At 48.4% G+C, this 26,530-nt stretch carries 21 protein-coding genes and 1 pseudogene; 9 read left to right on the top strand and 13 right to left on the bottom strand.

The window, feature by feature from the left end; genetic code table 11:
* Nucleotides 1-260: 260 nt before the first annotated feature.
* Nucleotides 261-2,411 (top strand): GGDEF/EAL domain-containing response regulator, encoded by a 2,151-nt coding sequence (locus PN498_RS25145; protein ID WP_272066198.1) that lies wholly within the window; start codon nt 261-263, stop codon nt 2,409-2,411.
* A gap of 37 nt (nt 2,412-2,448) precedes the next feature.
* On the opposite strand, the gene PN498_RS25140 is transcribed toward PN498_RS25145, so the two are convergent.
* Entirely contained in the window at nt 2,449-4,107 is a 1,659-nt protein-coding gene (locus tag PN498_RS25140; protein WP_272066197.1) for a hypothetical protein, read from the bottom strand.
* A gap of 600 nt (nt 4,108-4,707) precedes the next feature.
* Between PN498_RS25140 and psaA the strand changes: the two genes are divergently transcribed.
* From psaA to PN498_RS25125, 3 genes are all read left to right on the top strand, one after another.
* Nucleotides 4,708-6,972, top strand: coding sequence for a photosystem I core protein PsaA (psaA, locus tag PN498_RS25135; protein ID WP_272066196.1), 2,265 nt, complete (start codon nt 4,708-4,710; stop codon nt 6,970-6,972).
* Nucleotides 6,973-6,995: 23 nt separating this feature from the next.
* A complete protein-coding gene (psaB, locus tag PN498_RS25130; RefSeq protein WP_272066195.1) occupies nt 6,996-9,218 on the top strand; it encodes a photosystem I core protein PsaB in 2,223 nt (740 codons plus the stop codon).
* Nucleotides 9,219-9,441: 223 nt separating this feature from the next.
* Nucleotides 9,442-9,939, top strand: a complete 498-nt coding sequence (locus tag PN498_RS25125) for a hypothetical protein (RefSeq protein ID WP_272066194.1) — start codon at nt 9,442-9,444, stop codon at nt 9,937-9,939.
* Here the strand turns inward: PN498_RS25125 and PN498_RS25120 are convergent.
* Complete coding sequence (locus PN498_RS25120) at nt 9,936-10,532, bottom strand: antibiotic biosynthesis monooxygenase (RefSeq protein WP_272066193.1); 597 nt, start codon at nt 10,530-10,532, stop codon at nt 9,936-9,938. The two genes, PN498_RS25125 and PN498_RS25120, sit on opposite strands and share 4 nt — an antisense overlap.
* A 242-nt stretch (nt 10,533-10,774) precedes the next feature.
* Between PN498_RS25120 and PN498_RS25115 the strand changes: the two genes are divergently transcribed.
* On the top strand, nt 10,775-11,164 hold the full coding sequence (locus PN498_RS25115) for a nuclear transport factor 2 family protein (protein WP_272066192.1): 390 nt from the start codon (nt 10,775-10,777) through the stop codon (nt 11,162-11,164).
* A gap of 62 nt (nt 11,165-11,226) precedes the next feature.
* Here PN498_RS25115 and PN498_RS25110 read toward each other — a convergent pair whose 3' ends face one another.
* The 4 genes from PN498_RS25110 to PN498_RS25095 all read right to left on the bottom strand — a co-directional run bounded on the left by PN498_RS25110 (nt 11,227) and on the right by PN498_RS25095 (nt 14,726).
* The gene (locus PN498_RS25110; RefSeq protein WP_442951448.1) at nt 11,227-12,411 is read right to left on the bottom strand and encodes an LptF/LptG family permease; all 1,185 of its coding nucleotides are present in this window, start codon (nt 12,409-12,411) and stop codon (nt 11,227-11,229) included.
* A 103-nt stretch (nt 12,412-12,514) separates the two neighbouring features.
* Entirely contained in the window at nt 12,515-13,243 is a 729-nt protein-coding gene (lptB, locus tag PN498_RS25105; RefSeq protein ID WP_272066191.1) for an LPS export ABC transporter ATP-binding protein, read from the bottom strand.
* Between the two features lie 325 nt (nt 13,244-13,568).
* Nucleotides 13,569-14,249 carry an LptA/OstA family protein gene (locus PN498_RS28520; RefSeq protein ID WP_334312289.1) on the bottom strand — a complete coding sequence of 227 codons (681 nt, stop codon included), beginning with the start codon at nt 14,247-14,249 and terminating at the stop codon, nt 13,569-13,571.
* A 39-nt stretch (nt 14,250-14,288) separates the two neighbouring features.
* A complete protein-coding gene (locus tag PN498_RS25095; protein WP_272066190.1) occupies nt 14,289-14,726 on the bottom strand; it encodes a DUF309 domain-containing protein in 438 nt (145 codons plus the stop codon).
* A gap of 98 nt (nt 14,727-14,824) precedes the next feature.
* Between PN498_RS25095 and glmM the strand changes: the two genes are divergently transcribed.
* Complete coding sequence (gene glmM, locus PN498_RS25090; RefSeq protein WP_272066189.1) at nt 14,825-16,267, top strand: phosphoglucosamine mutase; 1,443 nt, start codon at nt 14,825-14,827, stop codon at nt 16,265-16,267.
* A 58-nt stretch (nt 16,268-16,325) separates the two neighbouring features.
* Here glmM and PN498_RS25085 read toward each other — a convergent pair whose 3' ends face one another.
* The gene (locus tag PN498_RS25085; protein WP_272066188.1) at nt 16,326-17,267 is read right to left on the bottom strand and encodes a methyltransferase; all 942 of its coding nucleotides are present in this window, start codon (nt 17,265-17,267) and stop codon (nt 16,326-16,328) included.
* A 986-nt stretch (nt 17,268-18,253) separates the two neighbouring features.
* Between PN498_RS25085 and PN498_RS25080 the strand changes: the two genes are divergently transcribed.
* Nucleotides 18,254-19,798 carry a sensor histidine kinase gene (locus tag PN498_RS25080; RefSeq protein ID WP_272066187.1) on the top strand — a complete coding sequence of 515 codons (1,545 nt, stop codon included), beginning with the start codon at nt 18,254-18,256 and terminating at the stop codon, nt 19,796-19,798.
* Between the two features lie 23 nt (nt 19,799-19,821).
* On the opposite strand, the gene PN498_RS25075 is transcribed toward PN498_RS25080, so the two are convergent.
* Nucleotides 19,822-20,430, bottom strand: a complete 609-nt coding sequence (locus tag PN498_RS25075) for a pentapeptide repeat-containing protein (RefSeq protein ID WP_272066186.1) — start codon at nt 20,428-20,430, stop codon at nt 19,822-19,824.
* A gap of 158 nt (nt 20,431-20,588) precedes the next feature.
* Here PN498_RS25075 and PN498_RS28675 point away from each other — a divergent pair.
* Nucleotides 20,589-20,825 (top strand): annotated as a pseudogene (locus PN498_RS28675) (IS701 family transposase); the annotation flags it as partial.
* Nucleotides 20,826-20,847: 22 nt separating this feature from the next.
* Here PN498_RS28675 and PN498_RS25060 read toward each other — a convergent pair.
* The 3 genes from PN498_RS25060 to PN498_RS25050 all read right to left on the bottom strand — a co-directional run bounded on the left by PN498_RS25060 (nt 20,848) and on the right by PN498_RS25050 (nt 24,523).
* Nucleotides 20,848-21,678, bottom strand: coding sequence for an alpha/beta fold hydrolase (locus tag PN498_RS25060; protein WP_272066185.1), 831 nt, complete (start codon nt 21,676-21,678; stop codon nt 20,848-20,850).
* Nucleotides 21,679-22,142: 464 nt separating this feature from the next.
* On the bottom strand, nt 22,143-23,483 hold the full coding sequence (locus PN498_RS25055; protein WP_272066184.1) for a ferredoxin reductase family protein: 1,341 nt from the start codon (nt 23,481-23,483) through the stop codon (nt 22,143-22,145).
* Nucleotides 23,484-24,139: 656 nt separating this feature from the next.
* The gene (locus tag PN498_RS25050; protein ID WP_272066183.1) at nt 24,140-24,523 is read right to left on the bottom strand and encodes a nuclear transport factor 2 family protein; all 384 of its coding nucleotides are present in this window, start codon (nt 24,521-24,523) and stop codon (nt 24,140-24,142) included.
* 135 nt (nt 24,524-24,658) lie between these two features.
* Between PN498_RS25050 and PN498_RS25045 the strand changes: the two genes are divergently transcribed.
* Entirely contained in the window at nt 24,659-25,540 is an 882-nt protein-coding gene (locus PN498_RS25045; protein ID WP_272066182.1) for a helix-turn-helix domain-containing protein, read from the top strand.
* Between the two features lie 92 nt (nt 25,541-25,632).
* Here the strand turns inward: PN498_RS25045 and PN498_RS28670 are convergent, their stop codons facing one another.
* Complete coding sequence (locus PN498_RS28670) at nt 25,633-25,902, bottom strand: ParE family toxin-like protein (RefSeq protein ID WP_442951447.1); 270 nt, start codon at nt 25,900-25,902, stop codon at nt 25,633-25,635.
* Nucleotides 25,899-26,117 (bottom strand): hypothetical protein, encoded by a 219-nt coding sequence (locus PN498_RS25040; protein ID WP_272066181.1) that lies wholly within the window; start codon nt 26,115-26,117, stop codon nt 25,899-25,901. The genes PN498_RS28670 and PN498_RS25040 overlap by 4 nt, the downstream gene beginning before the upstream one ends.
* Between the last annotated feature and the right edge of the window lie 413 nt (nt 26,118-26,530).

Genomic DNA, 26,530 nt, shown 5'->3' with positions numbered 1-26,530 from the left:
CCTGTCCGCTGGTCAAGTTTCATCCATCGCAAAAGCTTTGTCCTTGCAAGGACACTCAACAATCGGCTTAGTTGTCTGGTTTGGGGCACTCACAGCCTGTGGTTGCAGCGCAGGCACAACTCTATTTGTCCAAAATCAAGTTCTTTAGGTCTTAGCTTGGTTCGAAACTTAGCGAAGCAGATAAAAGGAGACATTGTTGTTCTTCCTACCTCAGTAGGCGCAGCATTTCAACTTTCGTTTCCCAAACAGGAGCCTTACAGATGTCTAGTAAAACCGTCCTAGTGGTTGAAGATGAAGTCGTTATTGCCATGGACCTGCAAAATACGCTGACGGATCTGGGCTATAGCGTTCCTGAAATTATCACCTCAGGCGAAGAAGCCACTCGCAAAGCGCTAGAGATCAAGCCAGATCTAGTCCTTATGGATATCCATTTGCAGGACGTGATAGATGGAATTGAAGCAGCCTCGATCATTACCCAAACCTTAGAGATTCCGATCATCTACTTAACGGCCTACGCTGATGAAGAAACTTTGAAGCGGGCCCATTGGACCCAACCCTTTGGCTATATTCTCAAGCCTTATGAAGCGAGTGAACTTCAGGCCAATATTGAGATTGCTTTCCATAAACATCAATTTGATCGGCTGTTAAGAACGAATCGTCAGTGGCTCTTAGCCGTTCTAACCAGCATCAGCGAAGGCGTTGTGGCGGCTGATAATGATGGTTTGATTAAGTTTATGAATCCTGTGGCGGAGGCCCTAACTGGGTGGTCCCAAGAAGACGCGATCGGGCGTTCTTCACAAGAGATCCTGCAGATTATTGATGAGTTGACTTGTAAAAGCATCAACCACTCGGACTTACCGTCCTTACCTAAAGCCAATACCACTCATCAATCGAGTAAAACAGTTTTACTGTCTAGATGTCATCAAGAAATTCCCATTGTTCATAGTGCTTCCCCAATTCAGAATGAACAGGGCACCACAGATGGAACCGTGATTGTGTTTCGCGACATGAGCGAACAGCGACGTACGCAGGCGCTGCTGGAGTACAACGCGATGCACGATCCCTTAACCAAGCTGCCCAATCGGGTGTTGCTGTTCGATCGCCTCAAACATGCTGTTGAACGGGCTCAGCGATCGCCGCAATTTGGATTTGCTGTTGTTCTCCTGGACCTAGATCGCTTCAAGATCATCAATGACACTTTGGGACATATTGTGGGCGACAAGCTTTTGATGGAGATTGCGCCTCGATTGACCAATGAGTTGAGAACAGTAGATACCGTGGCTCGTTTGGGGGGCGATGAGTTTGCCATCCTTTTGGAAGACGTTACTGATCCGACAATTGCATCGCGCACGGTACAGCGTCTGCTGCAAGAAATTCCCAAACCTATTTATATAGACGGCCACGAACTTGTCGTTACTGCCAGCATCGGCATTGTGCTGAGTTCTATGCCCCATGAAAGCGCTGCCGATCTGCTACGAGATGCAGATACGGCGATGTATCGAGCAAAGGCTCAGGGTAGAGGTCGATACGAGTTGTTCGATAGTGCAATGCACAGTCAGGCAAAACAGCTGATGCATTTTGAGAGCAGTTTACGACAAGCGACTGTACGTGAAGAATTTCGAGTTCACTACCAGCCCATTGTTAACCTGAAGACGCGAGAAATGGTTTGCCTTGAAGCATTAGTTCGTTGGCAAAAGCCTGACAACAGTGTAGTTCTCCCAGAAGAATTTATACCTGTAGCGGAGGAAGTAGGACTCATCACCTCTATCGATCAGTGGGTACTCTACGAAGCATGTCGGCAACTGAAAACGTGGCAGCAGATGTGGCATAGTCCTGTTCAGCGTCAGACACGGCCACCAGGACTTGCGGCTAGTTTTTCGGACATGACAGTCAGTGTCAATATTTCCAGCAAGCAGTTCTCACAGAAGAACATTCTGCAAACGTTCGATAATATTTTGCAGTCAACAGGTTTGGAAGGCCGTTTTCTAAAACTAGAAGTCACCGAGAGCGTCTTCATCGAAGATGTAGCCAGAGCGGCGAATATTTTTGCCCAGATCAAGGAAAGGGGGATTCAGATCTGCTTGGATGACTTTGGGACAGGATATTCCTCTCTCAGCTATCTGCATCGTCTCCCCATCGATATCGTGAAAATTGATCGCTCCTTTTTCAGAGAAATGAATATTGATCTCGAAAAGATAGAGATCGTGCGTGCCACAATCGATCTTTGTCACAGCCTAGGAAAGACGGTCATTGCGGAAGGCATTGAGACCCGTGCACAGCTCGATATTCTGTTGGAGTTAGGCTGCCAATATTGTCAAGGCTATTTATTTTCGCGTCCGGTTGACGCTGATTTTGTGCATCAACTAATCAGCTCATCCCATTCTGTTTCAGCCTTTGACGAATGTGCCTAAGGCATTGAGCTCATCATTCGTCTTAGCGAAAGAAGGGTTAAATTAAATCCGCTTCATCCTCTAGTAACTCTATTGGCGTTTCCAGCACGTCTGGATCAAAATTCGGTGATTCGTCTGATTGAGGTAAATCAGGATTGGAGTCTAGAGGTTTCTCAGGGTTGTCTTCCAGCTCCGACGGTATCTCCTCTGTCGATGAATCATCGAAAGCCGATGGGTTCGAGGGTTCAAAAAGGTTAGTGGTATCTTCCGCTGATTCTTGTTCAGGCGTTCCCAAAGCGGGGGACGGTTCTGGGTTGCTTGTTTTGTCGTCAAGTTCAGGAGACAGATCGTCTAGTGCTTCGTTGTTGATAATAGGTTGATCTTCAGGGATCGAGTCTTCAGGAAGCGAGTCTTCTATGGAGGCGTCCGGTGTTAATTCGACAGGAACTTCCTCAAGTTCCCCTGCGGACGGTCCATCAGTTTCAAGGTCGGGTTTAAGGTTGGGGAACCGCGTATCAGTTTCGGGTAAGGGTTCTACAGGAAGTGTGTCAATGGCACCTTCTGAGTCAGAGCCTTTGGGTTCTTCAGCCGGCTGCGGTTGCTCGTCTATTGCGATTGGTACGTCTTCAACCTGATTTTGTTCTTCAAGGCTGGAGGGTTCTGAAATATTCCCTTGTTGCTCATCAGAAGTGCCTTGTTCGGCGGCTCTTTCGGAGGTGTCTATAAACCCTGGTTCGTTCTCTTGTTCTAGATCTTCAACCGTTGGGGCTGGTTCAGCAGGTGGTGTAGGAGGAACATAGGTCGGGTCAACCAAGCTTTTTGCCTGAGTTAAGGAGATTTCTCCTCGAATGAGTTTTGAGAGCGCATCCTCTTCACCCGGGGTGTATTCGATGAGTCGAACACCAGTATTGAAGGCGTTGTCGATCAGAGCACCGTTGTCGTCGATGATTTCTAGCTTTACCCAGTTTTTGCCAGGCTGAAATCCCTTTAAATAGATAGGTTGCCAGCGATCGAAGACGAATGCTTCGCCGTTGATCGTGCAGCGAATGCGCCAATCAGAAACGGCCTCATCTTCCTCGGCAACAACGTGTAAGGGCGCGTTGTTCAAGTAAAAGTCCAGCAGAATTGGTTCTGCACCGTAGGTACCTTGGGGTTCATTGACCGTCAGCAGGGGCTGGCTGTCGTCAGGATTATTGCTAGGGGATGTTGTATAGATGTTGAACGTGATTTGGTCGTAAGCCCCTTCATTTTTGAAACTTTCTCCCCAGGGGCGCACCGCAAAGACACGCAGCGTATGGGTGCCTGGGGAAACATCGGAAAATGTAATGGGAGTCTCTGTTTCGTAGATTTCTCGATAGGGCTGATCGTCTAGAACGAGATGAAGACGAGGACCTAGCGCTAATTCCTGATCTTTATAGATAGGAAAATCTCGAATTTGGAGGTCTACCGAAAGAGTCGTATCCTGAAGCGTTTCGTTGTCGTGAGGAAAAGCAATGCGGACTTGGGGTTCGTAAACGTCGAGGTATGGCTTGAGTTGTTGAATACGCTCTGGTGGAGACACCTCTGAAATAAGACCTACGAGTGGGTTAGAGGTTGAACCTGAGGCATTATCTTCTAGTAACACAACGGGCACGTCACGATCGCCACCACACCCGATTAAGCCAAACACACCCACAATGAGCAGCAGCGCGATCGCTCTTCGCAACCTTAAAAACATCCCCACACTCCGTTGCTGTTGTTACCGCTTCAGATTCTCCCTTACCTTGCGGCAAGGGGAAAGGTTTTCAATAGGGCTAATTAGGCACAACAATGGCCATCCGTCAGATTTGCAAGCCTCTCAAAAGCTTATGTAAAGAAATCCTAAGTAACAAGAAGCAAATTAAAGATCTTAATTCTTGAAATTAGATTTCTCTACTAGATGGCTTTAGTGCAGGGAGGCTTTCAATCGAATTAATAAAGCTTCTTTAATACAATTTCACTTAAGTTCATATTTCTCAAGAAAAGTTGCTTGAATTCCTTGGGATGCCCAGAAAATTGTCGAGGCTTTTAATTGAGAATTGTTAATAATGTGGCTTTCAGCATGACTTTCTGTGCTGTGTCAAGAGCTGAAAGTCAAGCAGGGTGGCTGTTTTTCTAGGTTGAAATATTGTTAACCTGATTCGAGTGACGGAAATAACGGCATCTATAATACTCAGAAGTCACTGTAATCCGAGTTCTAAGAAATCTAAGGTTTTTTAACCGATGGATAAGCTGTTAAGAGATCGGTCTACAGTATCAACTTGCAAAAGCTCGTTTGTCTAGAGAGAGGAGAGTCTCCATGACAACTACCCCACGCGAGCAAGAGGCAAGCGTAAAGGTGACGGTCGACAAAAACCCTGTTCCTACTTCTTTTGAGAAGTGGGCTAAACCGGGTCACTTTGATCGCACCCTTGCGCGAGGTCCCAAAACCACAACTTGGATTTGGAATCTCCATGCTGACGCTCACGATTTCGATAGTCATACCAGTGACTTAGAAGACATTTCGCGCAAAATCTTTAGTGCACACTTCGGCCATTTGGCCGTCATTTTCATATGGCTCAGCGGCATGTATTTTCATGGCGCTAAGTTTTCAAATTTCGAAGCCTGGATGGCTGATCCCACTAGCATCAGACCAAGTGCTCAGGTTGTTTGGTCCGTTGTGGGCCAAGACATCCTGAATGGCGACGTCGGTGGTGGTTTCCAAGGCGTTCAGATTACATCGGGTTTCTTTCAGCTTTGGAGAGCCTCCGGCATTACGAACAGCTATCAGCTCTACTGCACCGCGATCGGCGGTTTGGTCATGGCGGGTCTGATGCTGTTTGCGGGCTGGTTCCACTACCATAAGCGCGCACCTAAGCTTGAGTGGTTCCAGAACGTGGAATCCATGATGAACCACCACCTGGCAGGTCTGCTAGGTCTGGGGTGTTTGGGCTGGGCGGGTCACCAAATTCACGTGTCTCTGCCAATCAACGCGCTGCTTGATGCAGGTGTGGCTCCGCAGGATATTCCCCTGCCCCATGAGTTCATCTTGGATAAGAGCCTGATGGCAGAGCTGTATCCTAGCTTTGCTCAAGGATTGACTCCGTTCTTCACTTTGAACTGGTCTGCATACTCTGATTTCTTGACCTTTAAGGGTGGTTTGAATCCTGTAACTGGTGGTCTCTGGCTATCGGATACAGCGCATCATCACTTAGCCCTGGCGGTTCTCTTTATTGTTGCGGGACATATGTATCGCACCAACTGGGGAATTGGTCACAGCATGAAGGAAATCCTGCAAGGCCATAAGGGCGATCCCCTTCTCTTTGGTGGTAACGGCCATGATGGTCTGTTTGAGAATCTCACCACTTCCTGGCATGCACAGCTAGCTGTGAACTTAGCGATGTTGGGTTCTTTGACCATCATCGTGGCGCATCACATGTATGCGATGCCTCCTTATCCGTATATTGCAACGGATTATTCGACTCAGTTGTGTCTGTTCACTCACCACATGTGGATCGGTGCATTCTGTATCGTGGGTGGCGCAGCTCACGCAGCCATCTTTATGGTGCGGGACTACGATCCTGAAGTGAACTTCGACAACGCTTTGGATCGGATGATTCGCTCTCGCGATGCCATCATTTCTCACCTGAACTGGGTTTGTATCTTCCTTGGCTTCCACAGCTTTGGTCTATACATTCACAACGACACGATGCGAGCATTGGGTCGTCCTCAGGATATGTTCTCTGACTCTGCAATTCAGCTCCAGCCGATCTTTGCTCAGTGGGTCCAAGGACTTCACACCGCAGCAGTTGGTTCTACTGCACCTAATGTGATGGCTAGTGTTAGCCCCGCTTTTGGTGGCGATATTGTAGCTGTCAACGGCAAGGTCGCTATGATGCCCATTGCACTCGGCACAGCTGATTTTATGGTGCACCACATTCACGCTTTCACAATTCACGTGACAGCGCTGATTCTTTTGAAAGGTGTGCTGTATGCTCGCAGCTCTCGCTTAATCCCTGATAAGGGTGAGCTAGGCTTCCGCTTCCCTTGCGATGGTCCTGGTCGTGGTGGTACCTGCCAGGTTTCTGGTTGGGACCACGTGTTCCTAGGTCTGTTCTGGATGTACAACTCCATCTCAATTGTGATTTTCCACTTCAGTTGGAAGATGCAGTCGGATGTGTGGGGTACGGTCTCTGACAATGGAGTGGTGTCTCACATTACTGCTGGTAACTTTGCCAGCAGTGCGATCACCATTAATGGTTGGCTCCGGGACTTCCTGTGGGCACAGGCTAGCCAGGTTATTAACTCCTATGGCTCGGCACTGTCGGCCTACGGTCTGATATTCCTAGGGGCTCACTTTGTGTGGGCGTTTAGCTTGATGTTCTTGTTCAGTGGTCGCGGCTACTGGCAGGAGCTGATCGAGTCTATTGTTTGGGCTCACAACAAGTTGAAGGTTGCTCCTGCTATTCAGCCTCGCGCTCTGAGCATTACCCAGGGTCGTGCGGTTGGTTTGGCTCACTATCTCTTAGGAGGTATTGGGACTACCTGGGCCTTCTTCCATGCTCGAATACTGACAATAGGCTAGCAGGGAGGACTTGAAGAGAATCTATGGCGACTAAATTCCCAAAATTTAGCCAAGCGCTAGCCCAAGATCCGACAACTCGCCGGATTTGGTACGGAATTGCTACAGCCCATGACTTTGAAAGCCACGATGGCATGACTGAGGAGAATCTTTACCAAAAGATCTTCGCCTCTCACTTCGGCCACTTGGCAATCATTTTCCTCTGGACCTCTGGCAACCTTTTCCACGTTGCTTGGCAAGGTAACTTTGAACAGTGGATCAAAGATCCGCTGAATGTTAAGCCCATCGCCCATGCGATTTGGGATCCTCATTTCGGCCAACCTGCGGTAGATGCTTTTACCCAGGCTGGTGCTTCTAATCCAGTTAACATTGCATACTCTGGCGTGTATCACTGGTGGTACACCATCGGTATGCGGACTAACACTGAACTGTATTCTGGTGCGGTGTTCTTGTTAGTGCTGTCGGCTATCTTCCTGTTCGCAGGTTGGTTGCATTTACAGCCCAAGTTTCGCCCTAGCCTGTCCTGGTTCAAAAATGCTGAGTCTCGCCTAAACCACCACTTGGCTGGTCTATTCGGCGTTAGCTCTTTAGCTTGGACGGGCCACCTAGTACACGTTGCAATTCCTGAGTCTCGCGGTCAGCACGTTGGTTGGGACAATTTCTTGTCCACGCCTCCTCACCCCGCAGGCTTGATGCCCTTCTTTACGGGTAACTGGGGCGTTTATGCTCAGAACCCTGATACGGCAAGCCACATCTTTGGCACTGCTGATGGTGCAGGGACTGCAATTCTGACTTTCTTGGGTGGCTTCCATCCTCAGACAGAATCTCTCTGGCTGACGGATATGGCTCACCACCACTTGGCGATCGCAGTGATTTTCATCGTTGCCGGTCACATGTACCGCACTAACTTCGGGATTGGTCACAGCATCAAGGAAATCTTGAATGCTCACAATCCTCCTGCGGGCACGCCTGGTGATTTGGGTGAGGGCCACAAGGGTCTGTACGACACGCTGAACAACTCCTTACACTTCCAGCTAGCTCTGGCTCTGGCAAGTTTAGGTGTCGTCACTTCTCTAGTGGCTCAGCACATGTACGCTCTGCCTCCCTATGCCTTCATTGCTCGGGATTACACCACCCAAGCGGCGCTTTACACTCATCACCAGTACATTGCTGGCTTCATCATGGTGGGTGCGTTTGCTCACGGCGCAATCTTCCTGATTCGGGATTACGATCCTGCTGCAAACAAGAACAACGTCCTCGACCGCGTTCTGCAGCACAAGGAAGCTATTATCTCTCACCTAAGCTGGGTCTCTCTATTCTTGGGTTTCCACACCTTGGGCTTGTACGTCCACAACGATGTGGTCGTTGCCTTCGGTACACCTGAGAAGCAGATTCTAGTTGAGCCTGTCTTTGCTCAGTGGGTTCAAGCTGCTTCGGGCAAGATGCTTTACGGTTTCGACACCCTGTTGTCTAATCCCGACAGCATTGCGTTCACAGCTTGGCCTAACCAAGGCAATGTCTGGCTCCCTGGCTGGTTGGATGCCATTAATAGTGGTAGCAACTCTCTGTTCTTGACCATTGGCCCTGGCGATTTCTTGGTTCACCATGCGATCGCGCTGGGTCTGCACACCACCACTCTGATCTTGGTCAAGGGTGCGTTGGATGCACGGGGCTCTAAGCTGATGCCCGATAAGAAAGACTTCGGCTACAGCTTCCCTTGTGATGGTCCTGGTCGTGGCGGTACTTGTGATATCTCTGCGTGGGATGCCTTTTACCTCGCTATGTTCTGGATGTTGAACACGATTGGCTGGGTAACGTTCTACTGGCACTGGAAACATCTGAGCATCTGGTCTGGTAACGTCGCTCAGTTCAACGAAAGTTCCAACTATCTAATGGGTTGGTTACGGGATTATCTCTGGCTCAACTCCTCTCAGCTGATCAACGGCTACAATCCTTACGGCATGAACAACCTTTCCGTTTGGGCTTGGATGTTCTTGTTTGCTCACTTAGTTTGGGCTACTGGATTCATGTTCTTGATCTCTTGGCGGGGATATTGGCAAGAGCTGATCGAAACCCTCGTTTGGGCACATGAGCGTACTCCTCTTGCGAACCTTGTTCGCTGGAAGGATAAGCCTGTGGCTATGTCCATTGTTCAAGGCCGTGTGGTTGGTCTAGCTCACTTCACCGTGGGTTATGTCCTCACCTATGCCGCCTTCCTGATAGCCTCGACCTCAAGCCGATTTGGCTAGCGGTTCTAGCTGTTAGGTGAATCCATTTTGAACCCCTCAGTGCTTTGCGCTGGGGGGTTTGCTTTAATGAGGTATAGCGTTAGCCCTCTAGGCTTGTGCACCCAACAGCATCCGGGGACTTAGCCCATAGCCCAATGGCTCAGCGTCTTGTCCTAACGAAACTGGCGACGGCTATACATTTCGAACTTTCGAAACTTCTAGTGATGGTGAGGGAGTGGAAAGAATGGCTGGAATATTAGGCTATGTTGGATTAAGGCGACTGGTCGCGATCGCTGTCCCCTTAGCCCTTTCTCAGGTTCAACGTAATCTGAGCGCTGCCTTAGCAGAAGATCTTGTTCTCAGCGGCGCTTGGCAGCCGACTCGTCGCTATCGAGGTCATTTTGAGGGCGATCGCCTCATGCTATATGGTCCTGGACAAATCAGACAATTTTGCTTCCGCATTCGAGGTCACCTCACAGCCAATTCTCCTCCTCAGCAAACTCGCCTTAAGTTGGAGATCACCCTCGGCACTGTCAGCGAAATTCAGCTCTGGGCCACATTTGGAGTGCTTTTAGCGTTAGCGATCTCCATGCCTTGGCCTGCTGGACCGATCCCTGCGGTGGTGTTTTTTGCCTTCATTTATGCCATGACTCAATGGCACTTTGCCCATTACACCCAAGAGGTGCGTGAGCTACTACACGATTGCATGGTTGGGCATCTCCGATTTTCTACATCTCCTTAGGCAGGATATAGCCATCGATAGAACAGTTTCGTCAATCGTGGCATCACGACGTAGGTGAGTAGCAGAACGACTAAATACGTAATGATCAAAGAGCTGAGCAGTCTCGGTAGCCCCGAAAATAGAGGCAGGAGTAGGGGATTTAAGAGATTGACGGCGCCGAATACTGCAAGCGTGGTCAAGATAGCCATTTTGTAGCGAGGAGGGGCTGGCTGACGCTTACGATTGGGTAGCGTAAACCAGGTTTCAAATCCCGTCAGGATCTGCACTGTTGAGGTATTGGCAATGAGGGGTTTGGCTTCTTCTAAGCAGCGCTGCCGTTCTTTAGAATCGAGCCAGCCCTTCAGGTGGGCATAGCAGTCAAATTTAAGAATCGTAACGTACTCTGAGCAAATACCCGCCTCGGGTCGAATAACCGTGACGCCACAGTGCCCAGGAAATTGTCGGGCAGTTGCAGAAATCCTCTGGGTCCAACGCTCATAGTCAGCTTCACGGTTGTGCTTGACTTGCTGAGAAATGACGGCTGTCACAGGTTGAATGTCTTCGCGGCGGTCATGGATAACTTGAACGAGAGATACGTCTTCTGGAACGTCCATTCTCAAAGGGCCTCATCGACGTTTGATGATCATTTTGTGGACAAATTCGTAGCAATTGTTAGTCAAATTAGGGTTAGGCTAAGGTCTTTTGATTCTGTCCAAAACATTACAGCAATTCAGCTTCCCTGCTCCAAGATCGCTTGGCTACACGATGCTCTTGCCGATTGAGTTAGAGCTTGAAAGCTATCAAGATAATATTAAAATCACTTGATGCATCTTTTTTGAGTGAAGAGATTTTCCCTATGGCAAGTTCAATCACGGCAACGGCTCGTCAGGCATTTGACTTGTTCGCTCAGGGCTGGACAACTGGAGATTTCGAACCCTACATTGCAATGCTGGCAGAAGAAATGACGTTTTGGTTTCCCACAGGGACCCATCGCGGTCAGTTTAGCGGTGTGGCAGGCCGACAAGAGATGATTGCTAAGTGCCGTGACCATACGATCGCCGGCGATCGCCTAACGCTTCATCCTCCTACGTATACCCATACCAATGGCACGTCTGTCATGTTTGAGTTTGAAGCAGATGGGTTATACGGGGGCAATCCTTATAAAGGTCATAATGCGATCGCCTTCGAGGTGTCTGATGGCAAGATTGTCGGCTTTCGGGAATATTTTGGTGATTTGGGCGAATAGAAATTCGTCTTCACACTCGGATAAGGATGAAGACTTTTGAGCATTTGAGCAGGAGGCAGATGTCAACGAGAGACCCGCAATAGCAAATAAACGCCCACGCTGAGGAAAATCACGGTAGGCAGCCAGGCCGATAGAAACGGTGAAAAAATGCCCACTTCACCAAGGGCATTGCAAATGAACGCCAGCAGATAGTATCCGAAGATGATGATGACGCTGATACCAAAACTGGTGGCTCTACCCGTTCGCTGTGGCCGCACTCCCAGTGATGCGCCAACGAGGCCGAAAACCACGCAGACAAACGGTAGGGAGTACTTTTGTTGAATTCGAGTTTCCCATGTTCGAATAAGCTGCTCATTCCCCGTCTGTCGAATGACATTTCGCAAATAGCCGGAGGCTTCAGCAATATTCATCTCTGAAGCTTCCTTTGTGCTGTTAGCAATGTCGAAGGGGGCACTGGGTAATTGAATCTCTTGATTGTCGAACTTGACGATATGTCGAAAGGATCCGTCAGGTGACACGGCATAAATCGTGCCATCGTAGAAGTTCCAGACTTTGCTGTTGAAGTCAAACGTGGCAGAATCGGCGCTCACGATTTGACTCAAACCTGCTTGGGAATAGTCAAGCACCGTCAAGTTGTACATCTGATTACCGTCGAACTTCTGAGCATAGAAAAGACGGGTCATTTGTCGCTCATCCGGTTCGTCCGGCGCTTCCTGAAATTCCCTGTAGAGAATATTTCGTTCCCTAAACGGAGGGCGTTCTGAATTGAGTGCCCGCTCTAGAGTCGTTGTCGCTCGATAATTTGCCGCAGGTGTAATTAGCTCATTGAAGGCAAATGTCAAACCCGTCACCAGAAAGCTCAAAATGACGGCTGGAGCCACAATTCTGCGAATACTGACGCCACATCCCCGTAACGCAATCAGTTCGCTGTCTGCCGAAAAACGGCTATAGGCCATCATGGTGGCTAACAGCGTAGACATCGGAAAAGCTAGCACGATGAACTCAGGTAGCTTCAATGCAAAAATCTGGATAGCTAGCCCAATCGCTAGGCCAGATTCGGTTACTCTGCGGATCAGCTCAAATAAAGCCCCTACGGAAACGCCAATAGAGGAGAAGGCTCCGACGCCAAACAAAAATGGCAGGACAATCTCGCGGGCAATGTACCAATCCATGATGGATACGCGATACTTGCCAAAAGGAGCACGGACTGGTTCCGGTAGGGCTGATTTAGAGTAAGGGGTATCCATAAAAGAAAGAAAGCAAGCTCAAGGGGTTAGAGGGGAATTAGGACAATAAAACGCTTCTAACTTAAACGAGAGAGTCACTTGTGTGAAGAAGACAACTTGTTAATTAGATCTTGAAATCTTCACCTAGGTAGTGTTGTCTTACCAAAGGATTGCTGTAGAGATCTTCAGCAGTTCCAGAGGCCAAAATTCTCCCTTCGCTCATGATATAAGCGCGATCAATGATTTGGAGTGTTTCACGGACGTTATGGTCAGTGATAAGAATCCCCATGTCGCGCTTTCTAAGCTGCGCTACCATCAGCTGAATTTCAGCGACTGCAATGGGATCAACCCCTGCAAAGGGTTCGTCCAAGAACAAAAAACGGGGACCATCTTCCCCGGCGGCCAAAGCTCTGGCAAGTTCAGTTCGGCGTCGCTCTCCCCCAGACACCAGGTTTCCAATCGTGTGGGCTACCGTTTCAAGGCGAAACTCTTTGAGAAGATCGCGCAGCCGATTGTCATATTCACTAGGCGGCACGCTCGTTTGTTCCATCACCAGAAGCAGATTATCGCTGACGGACAAGTTCCGAAAAATACTCGCTTCCTGAGCCAGATACCCAATCCCCAAACGGGCTCGCTGGTGCATAGGTAGATCAGTAATATCAATGCTATCTAACCAAACACGTCCGCCATCGGGTTTCTCTAAACCTGTAGCCATGTAGAACGTTGTTGTTTTTCCGGCGCCATTGGGTCCTAGCAACCCAACGACTTCACCCTGTGCGACTGACAGGCTGACTTGGTGGACAACTTGACGTTTACCATAAGTCTTTTGAACGTTCTCTAAAACAATTTTCAAGGGATTTGTGCCTGAGATCTAGCAGGGGTTTGGCTCAGATTCTATCAAAGCGTATTACCCCCATGCTAAATCCAACGAAACGAGTTGGTCTCATAGAGCGAATTCAACTCACAGCCGGCGAGGTCAACAACTTCGAAGCTCTCTGATGCTCAAATATTGGTACATTCAGTACTTCTTGGTTAGCCGCATCTGCAACATGCTTTATACGTACCTTTTCTGATGTATCTGCTCTTTTTGCTGAGTATTAGCCGTAGCGGATTGAATGAGTTAAATGGGGGAGCCTGTGACTTTTCGCTTGACCTTTTCGCTTTAAATGGCGCTGGTATTAGTCGATGGGGGAGATATTGAGGGCTGAATCCGGTTCAGGTAGTGCGATCGCTTCAGGCTGAGCTGCACCAGGAGTTGATTCCGTCGCGGGAGCGGGATCAGTAGTCCCTTCATCACCCTGCAGAATATAGGTCGTTTCTACCTGATCGTTGGGCTGAGGCAGAGCAATAAACCGTCCCTCATCAATCAAGTAAGTGACTGTTTCAGCTTCTAGTCGATTTTCTTCTTGCAAAACAACCACGTTGCCGCTCAGAATCATGCGGTTCTCTTCGCTGAAGTATTGGGCTTGGGCAGAGGTGGCATAGATAGAGCGAGTTGGGTACTCAATCTGGACATTTCCTCGGGCAGTAATCACGCCAGTAATGGCGTTGGCTTCCTGGACATCAGCACGCAGGGTGATGGTTCCCTGCTCTCCTGTTTGAGCTTGGGCAACTGGCATGGAGTTGTGAGCGATCGCCCCAATCATCACGCCCAAAGTAATTCCTGTCATCGCCATGAGGCGCGATCGCACCTGCTTCGGGAAGGGTGCTCTAGCAAAATTCATTAACCGTGTTGCCCGCTCAGCCATGTCTGTCTCTTCCGCTTTGATGAAAGACGCTCTTCTATTGTCGCTAGTTTCCTCTATGAGCATAGAGGATGTTCCATTAATTTTTGTGGCAGTAATGCTCGATTCTGCCATTTCTATTCACACTTAGGTGATTCAAATAAAAAGATACCCCTAGTTACCGGGTTGAATTTCCCATTTCGGCAAATTAGCTGTTTCTTCACGACCGGGTTTGCCTTGGCTTGTGCGTTCCAGGGCATCGGCTAGGAGTTCCACCTGATTTGCCCCTAGCTGGTGTAGTGTTTCTAACCAAAGACTGGCACAGTCCAAGAGACTTGTAACATCAACGTCTCGATAATGAGGTTCAAACGGTTCCAAACGGCTTATGCCCTCTCCCAGCAAAATAGCAGCCCCGCGCCAATTTTGGTTTCTGAGATGATAGAGCGCTACCGCTAGTTGCAAAATGCCTTGAAAGAAAGGCTTTTCAGCGATCTCCGCTTCCATCCAGATGGCTTCTAACGTGTCATGACAGGCATAGAATTCTCCCTGATTGAATTGGTCAATACCGGTTTGTAGGGATACCGTATGGGGCTGAAGAGGATCGGGGGGCATGGGATCAGTAATCGGCTACGGCTAAGTGGTCTAGGATGATGCGAATTATTAAGCCAAGGTGGTATTCTCCACTGGAGAGTGTGTGAGGAGTCAGTTATATGGTAAGTTCCCCGGCGCGGCTAGTCAGTCGCCAGAGTTTGTCGTTGCCTTCTGGTTTAGGTTGGAACTCCCTTGAGTTACCCAATAGTCAACTGTTTGGAACAGATGGGATCCGTGGAAAAGCAGGAGATTTGTTGAATGCGCCTTTAGCGACACAGATTGGCTATTGGGCAGGACAAGTTCTAAAACAACATTACGCTACGATGGGCCCTGTTCTGCTAGGGCAGGATTCTCGCAATTCGGGTCATATGCTGGCCTCAGCCTTGGCTGCAGGGCTGACCTCTGCTGGTTTGGAGGTTTGGAATTTGGGACTGTGTCCTACTGCGGCTGTGGCTAACCTAAGCAGTGCTGTTGGTGCAATGGGCGGCATCATGATTTCAGCCAGCCATAATCCGCCAGAAGATAATGGCATCAAATTCTTTGGGCCACAAGGCACTAAGCTATCAGCCGACATTCAGCAAGACATTGAGCAAGCCCTCCGAGGTCAGAGAATACCCCACTGTATTGGCGACTCTACATGGGGACAATGCCATACTCGTCCCGAGCTAATCGAAAAGTATCTTGATTGTCTGCGTGATCCTTTTCCTGGCCTCAATCTGAATGGGTTAAAGGTCGTTTTAGATATGGCTTGGGGCGCAGCCGCTGGTGTTGCTAATCGTGCTTTTGCCAACACAGCGGCAGACGTTGTTGAACTGCATGGTCTGCCTGATGGCGATCGCATCAACGTCAACTGTGGTTCAACCCATCTCGCTCCTTTGCAAGCGGCTATTCGCGAATACAATGCTGACATCGGATTTGCCTTTGATGGCGATGCTGATCGCGTCATTGCCGTCGATGCCCAAGGTCGCGTTGTCGATGGCGACTATATTCTTTATTTCTGGGGCAAAACCCTGAAGGAAGCCCAGCGTTTGCCTGAGGATCTGATTGTTTCGACTGTCATGGCGAATTTGGGCTTTGAAAGAGCTTGGCAGGCGCTCGGCGGTTCCCTATTGAGAACCAAGGTGGGTGACCAGCATGTTTATGCTGAGATGGTCCAGCGGGGAGCCATGTTAGGAGGTGAGCAGTCGGGACATATTCTGTGTCATCACTACAGCCTTACTGGAGATGGCATTCTTACAGCCCTGCATCTGGCTAATCTGGTGCAGCAGGTTGGCGGGTCTTTGGCAGCCTTGGTGGATCAGAGCTTCCAAACGTACCCCCAGCGGCTGAAGAATGTGCGGGTAGAGGACCGCGATCGCCGCAAGAATTGGCAAACCTGTGATCTCGTAATGCAGGCGATCGCTCAGGCCGAAGCAGACATGGGGAGTACGGGCCGCGTGCTCGTGCGACCTTCGGGGACCGAGCCGCTGATTCGCGTGATGGTTGAAGCTGAGCAGCGATCAGTAGTTGATCGCTGGACGGATCACATTGCAGATGTTGTGCAGGTCAACCTGGCAAGTTAGTGCTGTGGGATGTGGGGACGCGATATACCGTTCCCACACGGGTATCGCGTTCCTACCCCTATGGGGCAAAGGCTTGGAATAGATAGTATTCGTAGTACCAGTGCTGGTTGATGGCGGGACCAGGTAGGCGATTGTCTTCAGAAGAAAGTTGGACTAGCTCCTGTCCGTCTGGCGTTTTGGCAGACCAAATTGCTTCGTCTTCGGGGTATAGAAGAACGGGCTGTGATCGTTCGTCAATGTCTAGGGTGGTGATGATAATAGGTTGTCCGTGGGCATCGGCTTGCTTAGCAAATCGGCGACCGCGATCGTCCATTTGATAAATTCGCAGATCGCCATCCAAAGCCTGTAACCGCTGCCACATAGGAATGTAGGGACCATGATAGTCGGGCAGGATGGCGTGTTCAGAAGCATAAATTTGCTGCCAGCGATTAGGCCAAAAGGTGTTCAGCAGGTGAACGGTCTGCCGCTGTCCATGACGAGACGAGGCGGAGGTAATCAGCTGTCCCCCTGTAACCAAATAGGACTGAGCTGTTTTGAGTAAGGCATCTAAAACCAAGCGACCGTCAGCTCCAGCTTCATTCCAAGCAGCCGCTTTCTCGCGCGTGCTGGGACAATCCAAGTCGGTGAATAGCCACGGCTGTACGGGGGGGTTGCTGATGATTAAGTCATAGGGCTGAGTAGGAATTTGGGCAAAGCGATCGCTTTGAACGCCTTGAACCTGAAATAGTTTGTTGAGCTGGGCATTTTGCACCGCCATGTCTGCGGCAACTTTTGAATAATCACTTAAAACTAAGGGAGCTGCACCCAGCAGACCACAGACGATTCCGACAATACCTGACCCTGTACCAAAATCGAGAACGCGACGCTGCTTCAAATTGACCAAGAGGTCATTTTCGACTAGAAACGACATCATTTCAATCGCGCTCAGAGGGGACCACACTTGAGGATGATGTGCCAATCGAACTTCGAGACCAGCAATCGTCAAGCACTGAGTATCCATAATGTTTGGGGGAAATGGAGGACGATTATAGCCGTCGCCAGTTTCTTTAGGACAAAACGGCGAGCCATCTAGCGATGCGCTAAGCACCCGGATGCTACTGGGTGTACAAGCCTAGACGGTCAGACTATAGTTTCAGATACCGCTATCTTATGCGGCAAAATCACTCACGTCATGAAGGGAAAATTTGTTTTGACGATTGTTCTAGACAATGATGTTGATCGTCGCCATTGAAGCAACATGAGTTTCTCAACGCCTGCAACGGCCTGAGCGAGTCGATCTGCCAAGATACGAGAAACGGCTTGGTGAACAAGTTCAATAGTTTAGAGAAGACAATCGAGTGTAGACAAGTTGCCCTGATTGGTCGGATAAGTACGGCTATTGGCTTATGATTAAATGCAAAATACTCGCGGTATAAACGCTGAAAAGATATGCTGGACTTCAGACAAATAAATTTCATCCTTAGACCACAGGGCACGATGTCATAGGATTTTTAGGATTCAGTTCCACGAGTCATCCCGTCTCTGACAAAAGAGCTGCAACAGGGCATCTATCTAACTCAGATAATCTACTTATCTCTAAAGTGAGGCTGGTTTATAAACACCCCTAAAAATTTAACTAAGTTGATGTGAATTATTGAACGGAATATCCGCCGTTCAACCGTACATATGGGTATTGTCAGCTAAGATTTAACAGGCTTTCCTGTTTTAAGGATGCCTCGTGGGAAAGATAGGGGCTAAGAACGGCCTCTGATTACCTACTAACAAGATCTTAATATCTGTCCGAATAATCTACTGTGCAGGATTTATACCTGGCACTTAAGCCGTTTCGGCTGTATTGGTGACAGCCAGTTGTGAACGAATTGTCCGTATGAATAATCCATCTGTTGCCGAATGAGTCCCCTATTTAAGTCCAGATCTTCTCCAACTGAGCAAGATTTTACTCTTGAGGACAAACTAGGTCTTAGCCTTAAAGCTAAGATCACTGGCATGATGTTGCTGACGGTAAGTGCGATCGCGGCAATTGTTCATTTTCCCTGGGTCTATACCTCACAGCAGAATGTCAACGACATGGTAGAGCAGCTCAATAGTGAGTTGATGCGGGGAACCGAAAATGAAGTCAAAAATCTCTTCGAAGACATCCTAGCTTCCAAACAGCTGATTCGTAGCAGCTTAGATGACGAACTCATTCAGCTTGATGAGCCTGTTTCGCAAGGTCGATTTTACCTGAACATGCTGCAAGCCCATGCAAATTTCACGTGGGTGCAATTTGCCTTCGCCAATGGTGACTATCTTGGTGTTCAGCGTCGACCGGATGGGCGCTACAACTTGATTCAGCGACAGTGGGATTCTAATTTGGGAGAGGTCGGTGATCCAGGCAGTGCTTTAGCGGAGCGTCAGACCGCCCGCGAAAGTAGAGCTGAACGAGCAGCGGTTACTGGAGAGTGGAATGCAGGTTTTGAAGCGGCTGAAAAAACAGTTACAACCTACGATTTCTACCCAACTGATAGGCGCTGGGAGAAAGTAGAGGAAACTGTACGACCTGAAGCCTACTACGCTCCGATTCGGCCTTTCTATCAAGCTGCTCTTGGCAATCCTGGTCAAAATGTTTGGACGGATCTCTATGTGTTCAAAACAGGCAGGGCGGTTGGCTTGGATGCTGCCACCACTTATCAGCCACTCGGGGATGAAACCATTCGAGGGGTTATCAGCATTTCATTTGAATTACAGCAAATTTCTCAATACTTGAAAGACCTCAAAGACTCAGGAGATGGAGCAGTCTTCATCGTTGACCCCGAGGGATTTTTGGTCGCTTCCAGCAATCCCGAAGCGCTTGCAGATACCTTTGTCGGCGAGTCTGTGAGGGCTGACGTTGATTTGATGCCTATTGCTGAAGTTGATGATCCTGTTCTACAAGTTGCTCATAAATCGATCATTGCCAATGAGATTGCTCTAGACGAGATAATAGGGTTGCAAAAGACCTCGTTCTACGATCCAGAAACTCAACAGCGATACTACGTTGCGCTTAAATCTTTGAATCTCGATTCATCAGGGCAGTTGCAATGGGTCGTTGGCACTGTTATGCCTGAGTCTGAGTTTTTGCAGCGCATCAACACCAGTAAACAGCGCTTACTCATTGCGATCGCCCTCTTTCTGGGGCTTGGCGCTGTGGCCGTAGTCTGGTTGAGCGATCGTGCTATCACCAAGCCCATTACAGTTATTAGCGATGCCGCTGAGGCGATCGAATCAGGTAACTTCACCCTCATCTCGTTAGACAAAACCGCGAAGCGTCATGACGAACTCGGCAAGCTGTCACGAGTTTTCAAGACGATGGCAAAAGAGGTGTACGCTCGTGAGCAAAAACTCAAGCAGCAGCTGCAAGCGCTGAAAATTGAAATCGATGAATCGCGCAAAAGCCGTGAAGTTCGCGAAATTGTTGAGACTGACTTTTTCAAAGATTTAAAGACAAAGGCTCAAAATCTCCGCAACCGCAAGGAACAGAAGCGTAATTCGGAAATCTCTTATAAAGAGTAGAGCCAAAGGCCATCGGATGGCGCTTAGTCGCAATTCCTATTCTCAATTGAGCCGTCGGGCATCGTTGTATTGCAGAACAAGACCATGCTGCGATTGACGCCTCTAAGGTTAGCGTCCTTCAGATTGGCTCCTTTGAGGTTGGCTTCACCAAGCTTGACAGCCAGCATGATGGCGCCTTCTAAATTGGCGTTAGATAGATTAGCATTCAGCAGATTTGCCTGCGTCATTTCAACTCCGCTGAGATCAGCCCCTGAAAGATTAGCCTTCGAGAGTTGTGCTCCATTCATTTGTGCCTCTTTCAAAATGGCACCGCTCAGGTTGATGTCATCCATATAAGCCAGCACCAAGTTAGAGCGAGTTAAATCAGCATTACTTAAGTTGGCGCCCGTCAGAGTTGCAATTTTAAGATTCGCGCCGTTGAGATCTAACCCGCTCAGATCGGCCTTGTCAAGAATGCAGACCGGGCATTCATTGGTGTCAATCAGTAAATCAATGTCTTCTTGAATAGCTGCCCAACTTGGCTGAGACAGTCCTAACCACAGTAGAACTGCAAGACATAGTGCAAGTAGAGGGTGCTTCATGCCAACTTCCTGAGTGTAATACTTGTCTATTCTCCCATCCTGGTGAACCATCTCAAGGTCTCCCAAAGGATTTTTGAAAAGGGCTCAGCGAAGTATAGCTTTAGCCCTCTGAACTTTTGCGCTCAATAGCATCTGAGGTGCTTAGCGCTCTTCAATGACTCTGGCAGCAGATAAATCAAGATGTCAGGGCTGAGAATTAGGCAGAGCCGATGGTAGCGCCCCGTACAGCCCAGCCGACAGTCGGGTTCGTTGACGGATATTGTGCTGGTTACCAAGACTTGTTTGTCGAAGTGAGAGCGTTCGAGGCGTTTAAGCATTTGCATTTGGGCCTGATTTCCGAGCTCAAACGCAAATCGCTACCGGCCATTGCGAAGGTTACCGGATTACCCAATGCGCAATCCCTACAACAGTTTTTGGTGAAATCGCCCTGGCAAGCCAGCGACCTCTGTCTGAGTCATTGGTGGCAGGTCAATCAGGCGGCGTATCAAGACAATTGCCATCCAAGAAGTGGAGGACTTGCCTATCAAACTCATTTGGATTCACCAAATTAGAGGGATCCATCGCTCGTTCTAAAACGAATAGCTCGGAATTTGGCAAAGCATCTGCGATTTTTGCATTGATTTCGATGAATGTTTGCCCAAAATCTGCTCCAACCATGACGAGCGTGGGCGTTGTGACCGTTCTCAACTTCTCTAAGACATCAATTTGATTAATGGCTTTTCTAGCTAAAATCATCTGATTCAAGTCTGCCCGGAGACTAACCTGCTCAAAATAATCGCGGGCATCTTGAGCATAGGTCGCTTTATAGGCAGTACGCATGCTGCTTGCCAGCAGTGGATTCCCCAATATTTTATAGAGGTGAAAGCCAAGAAGTTGAGCCTGCCCTAGCAACCGTTCCTTGAAAGTACGAAGTTCACCAAAGGAATCGGAAATCACCATTTTTTCAATTTTGGTTGGGTGCTCAGTAATGAAGGATTGGGCAATGACGCCCCCCATACTGACCCCGATTAGATGACACTTATCCACTCCCTGACTTTCTAAAAGCCAGTTGAGTTGATGCCGCCAGACAGACAAATCACTGGATGCTAAATCTGACGACTGCCCATGCCCAAATAAATCTGGAATAAGAAGGTAATAGCCAGCATCGGTATATGTTTTCACCTGTTTGTACCACATGGTGTGGTCTGCGCCAATGCCATGCAACAGGAGCACAGGTTTGTCGGTTTTGTTGCCAACAGCTTCGAAGTAGGTCTGTGTCCCGTCTGGGTTTTTCAGTATCAAGGCTATAGTTCTTGCCAAACGATGACTCTGCCTAAACTTCCTGCATCCTTTGCCATTATTACTCTCTTAGCGGTTGGGGATAGAGGTGTTGTTAGACTGCGATCGCTAATAATTGATTGGGTAACTCACTACTTTCGTAGAATAACCAAGGGAATCAGAAACAAAAAACAGGCCAAGAAAAAAAATAAACTACCCAAGAGACTCAATATGTCTCCCGCTCTGATACTGGCCGCCATAAAAAAGCTTGCCGATAGGATAAATAAAGCCCATCCCAAAAGCTGAAACGTTAATTCGATCTTCTGCACGCGATTATTGTGCTGTGACATTGATCGATGATCTCAAAAACTGCTCATATGCAGAATCTTGAACCGAGCGATTTTGCAACCACGCAAACATAGCAGAAGCTCCCAGTAAAATCAGAGTAATAATACTGACGATCTGAATCATAATGACGTATCGCATAAGCGTTTATCGTTAGAGAACTAGACTAGATTGAAATGTTCCATATGGACACTGGTTGCAGGTACCTGCAAATCGTGGAGTGCTGTCTCAACTTGATCCATCATGACTGGTGCAGCACAGATGAAATAGTGTCGGCTGCCTCTATGAATGGGAATATATCGCTCCAATAAATCTTGATCAACATAGCCTGTTTCGCCTGTCCAGTCTTCGGGAGGCTGACGCAACACATGAATGATCGTTAGATCCAGAGTGTCAACAAGGGCGTCCAACTCTTCTCGGAAGGTTACATCTTCCCATCCTTCACTGGCATAAATCAGCAAGAACGGGCGATCGTCGTTCCGCTCAGCAGCCGTAACTAGCATACTCATCATTGGGGTAATGCCAATTCCACCTGCAATGAGTACAAATCCGGCAGCATCCCAGTAGCGATCGCTGGTAAACACGCCGTAAGGACCATCCAGATATGCCTTTGTTCCTGGCTCAATATCTTTAACGGTTTGGGTAAAGTCTCCTAATGCTTTGATGGTAAATTCTAACCGTTCAGGATGATCGCCACTCGAAGACATGGAAAAGGGATGCTCACGCATTCGGAAGGGCGAAATATCTAGAGTTATCCAGGCAAATTGACCGGGATGAAACTGAAATCCTTCGTGGCCTCTCGGTCGAATAGCGAGGGTCCATACGTTTCCTCTTTGGGGAATGACCTCTTCCACCAAGTAAGGACGTTTGGTCATCATCCATGGTTTGACAATACGGACATAAACTAATAGCCATAAAGCCGTTAGGGCGATCGCACTCCACAAAAGCTTTTTCCAAAACAATCCCAGATAATAGCTGACGCCTAATGCGTGAGCTAACCCTAATGTCACCGCAACGACAGCTAAAATACTGTGGCTCGTGCGCCACAACTCGTAAGGAATCTTCAGAGGCTGTCGCCAAATGGAGGTGATTGCGAGAACCGATAGTGCCAGGGTCCCAGCGACAGCGAATCTAGCACGCCATGGGGCTTCGAATAGATTCAATAAACGTAGCGTTTCAGGCTGATCGATAAAGAGAATAACGGGGTGAATCAGAATCAGAGAAAAAGCTATCAAAGAAATGTAGCGGTGGAATTGCAGGATAATGTCAACCCCGTAGGATGCCTCAATCCGATTGATGCGAGCGGTGAGGGCAAACTGGAGAGCTAGCATTGCTAGCCCAACAAATCCTAGAGCGACTGAAAACTCTGTCCAAAAGCTTCGTTCATCAAAAACAGGAGGATACAGGAGCAAGATAAGAAGAGGCAGCAAGGCGATCGCAAGATATACAGCGATCCAAAAGGCAGCTACCGCAACTGGGCTTCTTCTCAATAGTTGCTGCATGCTGACTTAACCTCCCCTTGTCTTCGTCTATGTGGCTGTTCCCAAATTAGTGGAACAGGGTTAGCTGAGGAAAAAGCTTCCTCTATAACAGAAGTGGAACGTCTCACCAATTGCTCGAACAATCCCATGCTCAAGCCCTGAATTTCACAAACTTCGCAAACCATGCAGTTCAATGAAACTAAATTTGACTTTTGACAAGAAGGGAATGAAGTAAACGACGGATCAATAAAATCCTCCGTCCATTAGACCTGGATTTAGCATTAGCCGTGACTTCCAAAAGATATAGTTATCGGCACAAAGACATGTAACTGTCGCCAGTTCTGTCAGGACAGCGAATCCTTTAGCGATGCGCTAAGCATCCGAATAGTACTGACTAGTACACTACGGCACAAATAGGCTCTCCATAGTGAAGCGCTCGGAAAGCTTATCTGCCTTAGTTTTGTAGAGCTTTGCTCTTCTCGAAGAGTATTCTCAATTTTAAACTTTGAATTCCGCGTAGCGGTATTAGCCTAGAGAGCTGAAGCTATCGTGATTGGTAGACGTTGCCAAAGACAAGCCATATCCACCAGCGATCGCATTATCGGAATCGAGATGGTTAACCCAGAGCGGCAATGGCATGCTCTACTAATCGACAACATCGATGTGTGCAGGCGTTTTTAGGCACCAAGGCCAGATGATGAAAGTGAGCAGACTTCCATGGCTTGAATCAAACCTTGTTCAAGGGTAAAGCGGTGGCCGACGTGCTCATCGGCAAGCACGGTCCCACCCAGATCGCGCACGACCTGATGCACCTCGACCAAGATTTGACCATCACCCTCTGTATGAAAAGCAACGGGCTCGACGTGACTATCGATCTCGCTCCACTGCTCCGTCCAGTAAGCGCGGACTTCTTCAGGTCCACGGACAAAACCACCTTTGAATGCTCTTGGCCAGTGCACATCGGCAGTCATAAGAGCGATCGCGGCATCAATGTCACGCGCATTAAAGGCCGCATACGCTGTGCGTAACAGTTCGATTTCGGGTGCGGGTTGGTTTGACATAAGCGATCAGCGAAGGAGATGAGACATCCCTAAGGTAGGCGTAGCCCCAACCTGCTGTCTTGTCCGATTCTGCTAAAGTTATCCCAATATTGCTTGAGACTGTTGCTTGAGACGTGAAATCAACAGGACACAGTTATGGTGACAACTTTCACCGTTGATTTGACAAACCGGGTGGATGCAGCGCAAGTCCTTCCACAGGCACCCTTAATTGCGAGTTACCCTACTGGGTGGAAAGGGTTAACCTTCACTCACTACTGTCATCCTCCCTACGAAACGGTGGAGCATCGTCTGCTACAGCATTCGTTGGTCATCACAAACCCCAAAAGTTGCTTTCAGGCAGAACGTCGTTTGGACGGTAGACTTAAACGCTACGTCCACGGCAACGGTCGCGTAGATGTTGTTCCCGCATTTCTAAGTCATTCCACAAACTGGAATCGGAAAGTTGAATTTTCAGTGATTGCGATTTGCCCAACAGTGCTAAATCAGGCCGCTCAAGAATCGATGCAGCATGATATCGAACTGGTTCCCCAGTGTGCAATTGATGATCCGGTCATCGCACAGTTGGCCCTTGCGCTCAAGATAGAAATCCAAACGGGATGTCTGTCTGGCAGATTGTATGGCGAGGCATTAGGAACAGCGCTTGCCGCTCGTTTGGTTCAGAACTATGCCGTCAACAAGCCTGAATTGAAAGCCAACGGCTTACCGCAATCACAGCTGGAGCGAGTCATTGATTATATGAAGGCGAATTTGGCGAAAGATATATCAATTTTGGATTTGGCGGCCCTGGCCAATATGAGCGAATCCCACTTCAGCCGCTCTTTCAAGCAATCGATGGGAATTGCACCCTATCGGTATTTGCTGCGACAACGTGTGGAACGAGCCAAACAATTACTGAAACAGCGATCGCTTGCAATTAGCACCATTGCCCTAGATTGTGGCTTTGCCAATCAAACGCATCTAACAAAAGTCTTCCGTCAGATAACGGGAGTGACGCCTAAAGCCTATCAAAAGCGATAATCTAACGGTTCAAATCAGTGGCATCAGGTAACTTCAAACTCAGCACCGATGCTTTCAACTGTCTGCTGCATTTGAATTGTTATGCCGCGCTGCTATAAATACCCTAACAACCTGTCATATTCTGCGTGTGAACCAACCCAAAACCAAATTACTGTATCTCCATCTAACTGACCTAACGCTCGATAGCTTTTATTGATGCGGGCGGAATAAATTGGCAACTTTGGATGCACCTTCTTGAAACGAAGACTTGGATAGCTTGGATCGTCCCTAAACTGACGATATGCGGCGCGGGTTTGCTCTTGAACCTGTTTAGGTAAACTAGCGAACAAGTTGCGGAACTCGGTAGTAGTACGCGAGTTCACAATGCCTCTGGGTCAAGTTCTTGAGTTTTACCTGCACGATACTCAGCCATTGCGGAATCTGCAAGTTTTGCCAGAACATCCGGCGAACGCGAAAATGCCTCATCCCAACGTCGTTCGTCCTCAATCTCGTCCAGAATGATTGAAGCGATCGCGTTCTGCTCACTCTCAGACAAGATTTGCAATCTAGCTATCGCACGCTCAAGTAACTCAGTCATTGCCATTTCACTTAAAGTATCAGAGCACACTCCATCTATTATCGCTGCTTTCAGACGGATTAAGCATTGCCCAAACATGGACCTGAAATGTTGCTAAGCCATCTTTAGCTTGCCAGTGCTTCTAGTACCACTACGCGAAATTCAAAATTCAAAGTTCAAAATTCAAAACTAAGGCAGATAAGCTTTCCGATCGCTTTACAGGGTGAGCCTATTTCTGCCGTTGTGTACTAGAAAGTCGGCATCGGTTCTAAAAACATCACATCTCCACCCTGGTAATTCTTTACTGAATAGCCCAATAATTCATCCGATCTTGGTTACACCTCTGCAGGGAATTACGCTGCACAACGCTTTCTTTCAGCCGCTCAATAGAGCAAGCGACGAAGGGAAGTTGCAGAAGATAGGACGACTGCAAG

This window comes from Oscillatoria sp. CS-180, from assembly GCF_028330965.1.
Taxonomy (GTDB): domain Bacteria; phylum Cyanobacteriota; class Cyanobacteriia; order Phormidesmidales; family Phormidesmidaceae; genus Halomicronema.
Note: the sequence above shows the minus strand (reverse complement) of the source record. Positions and strands in the feature narration are given on the sequence as shown.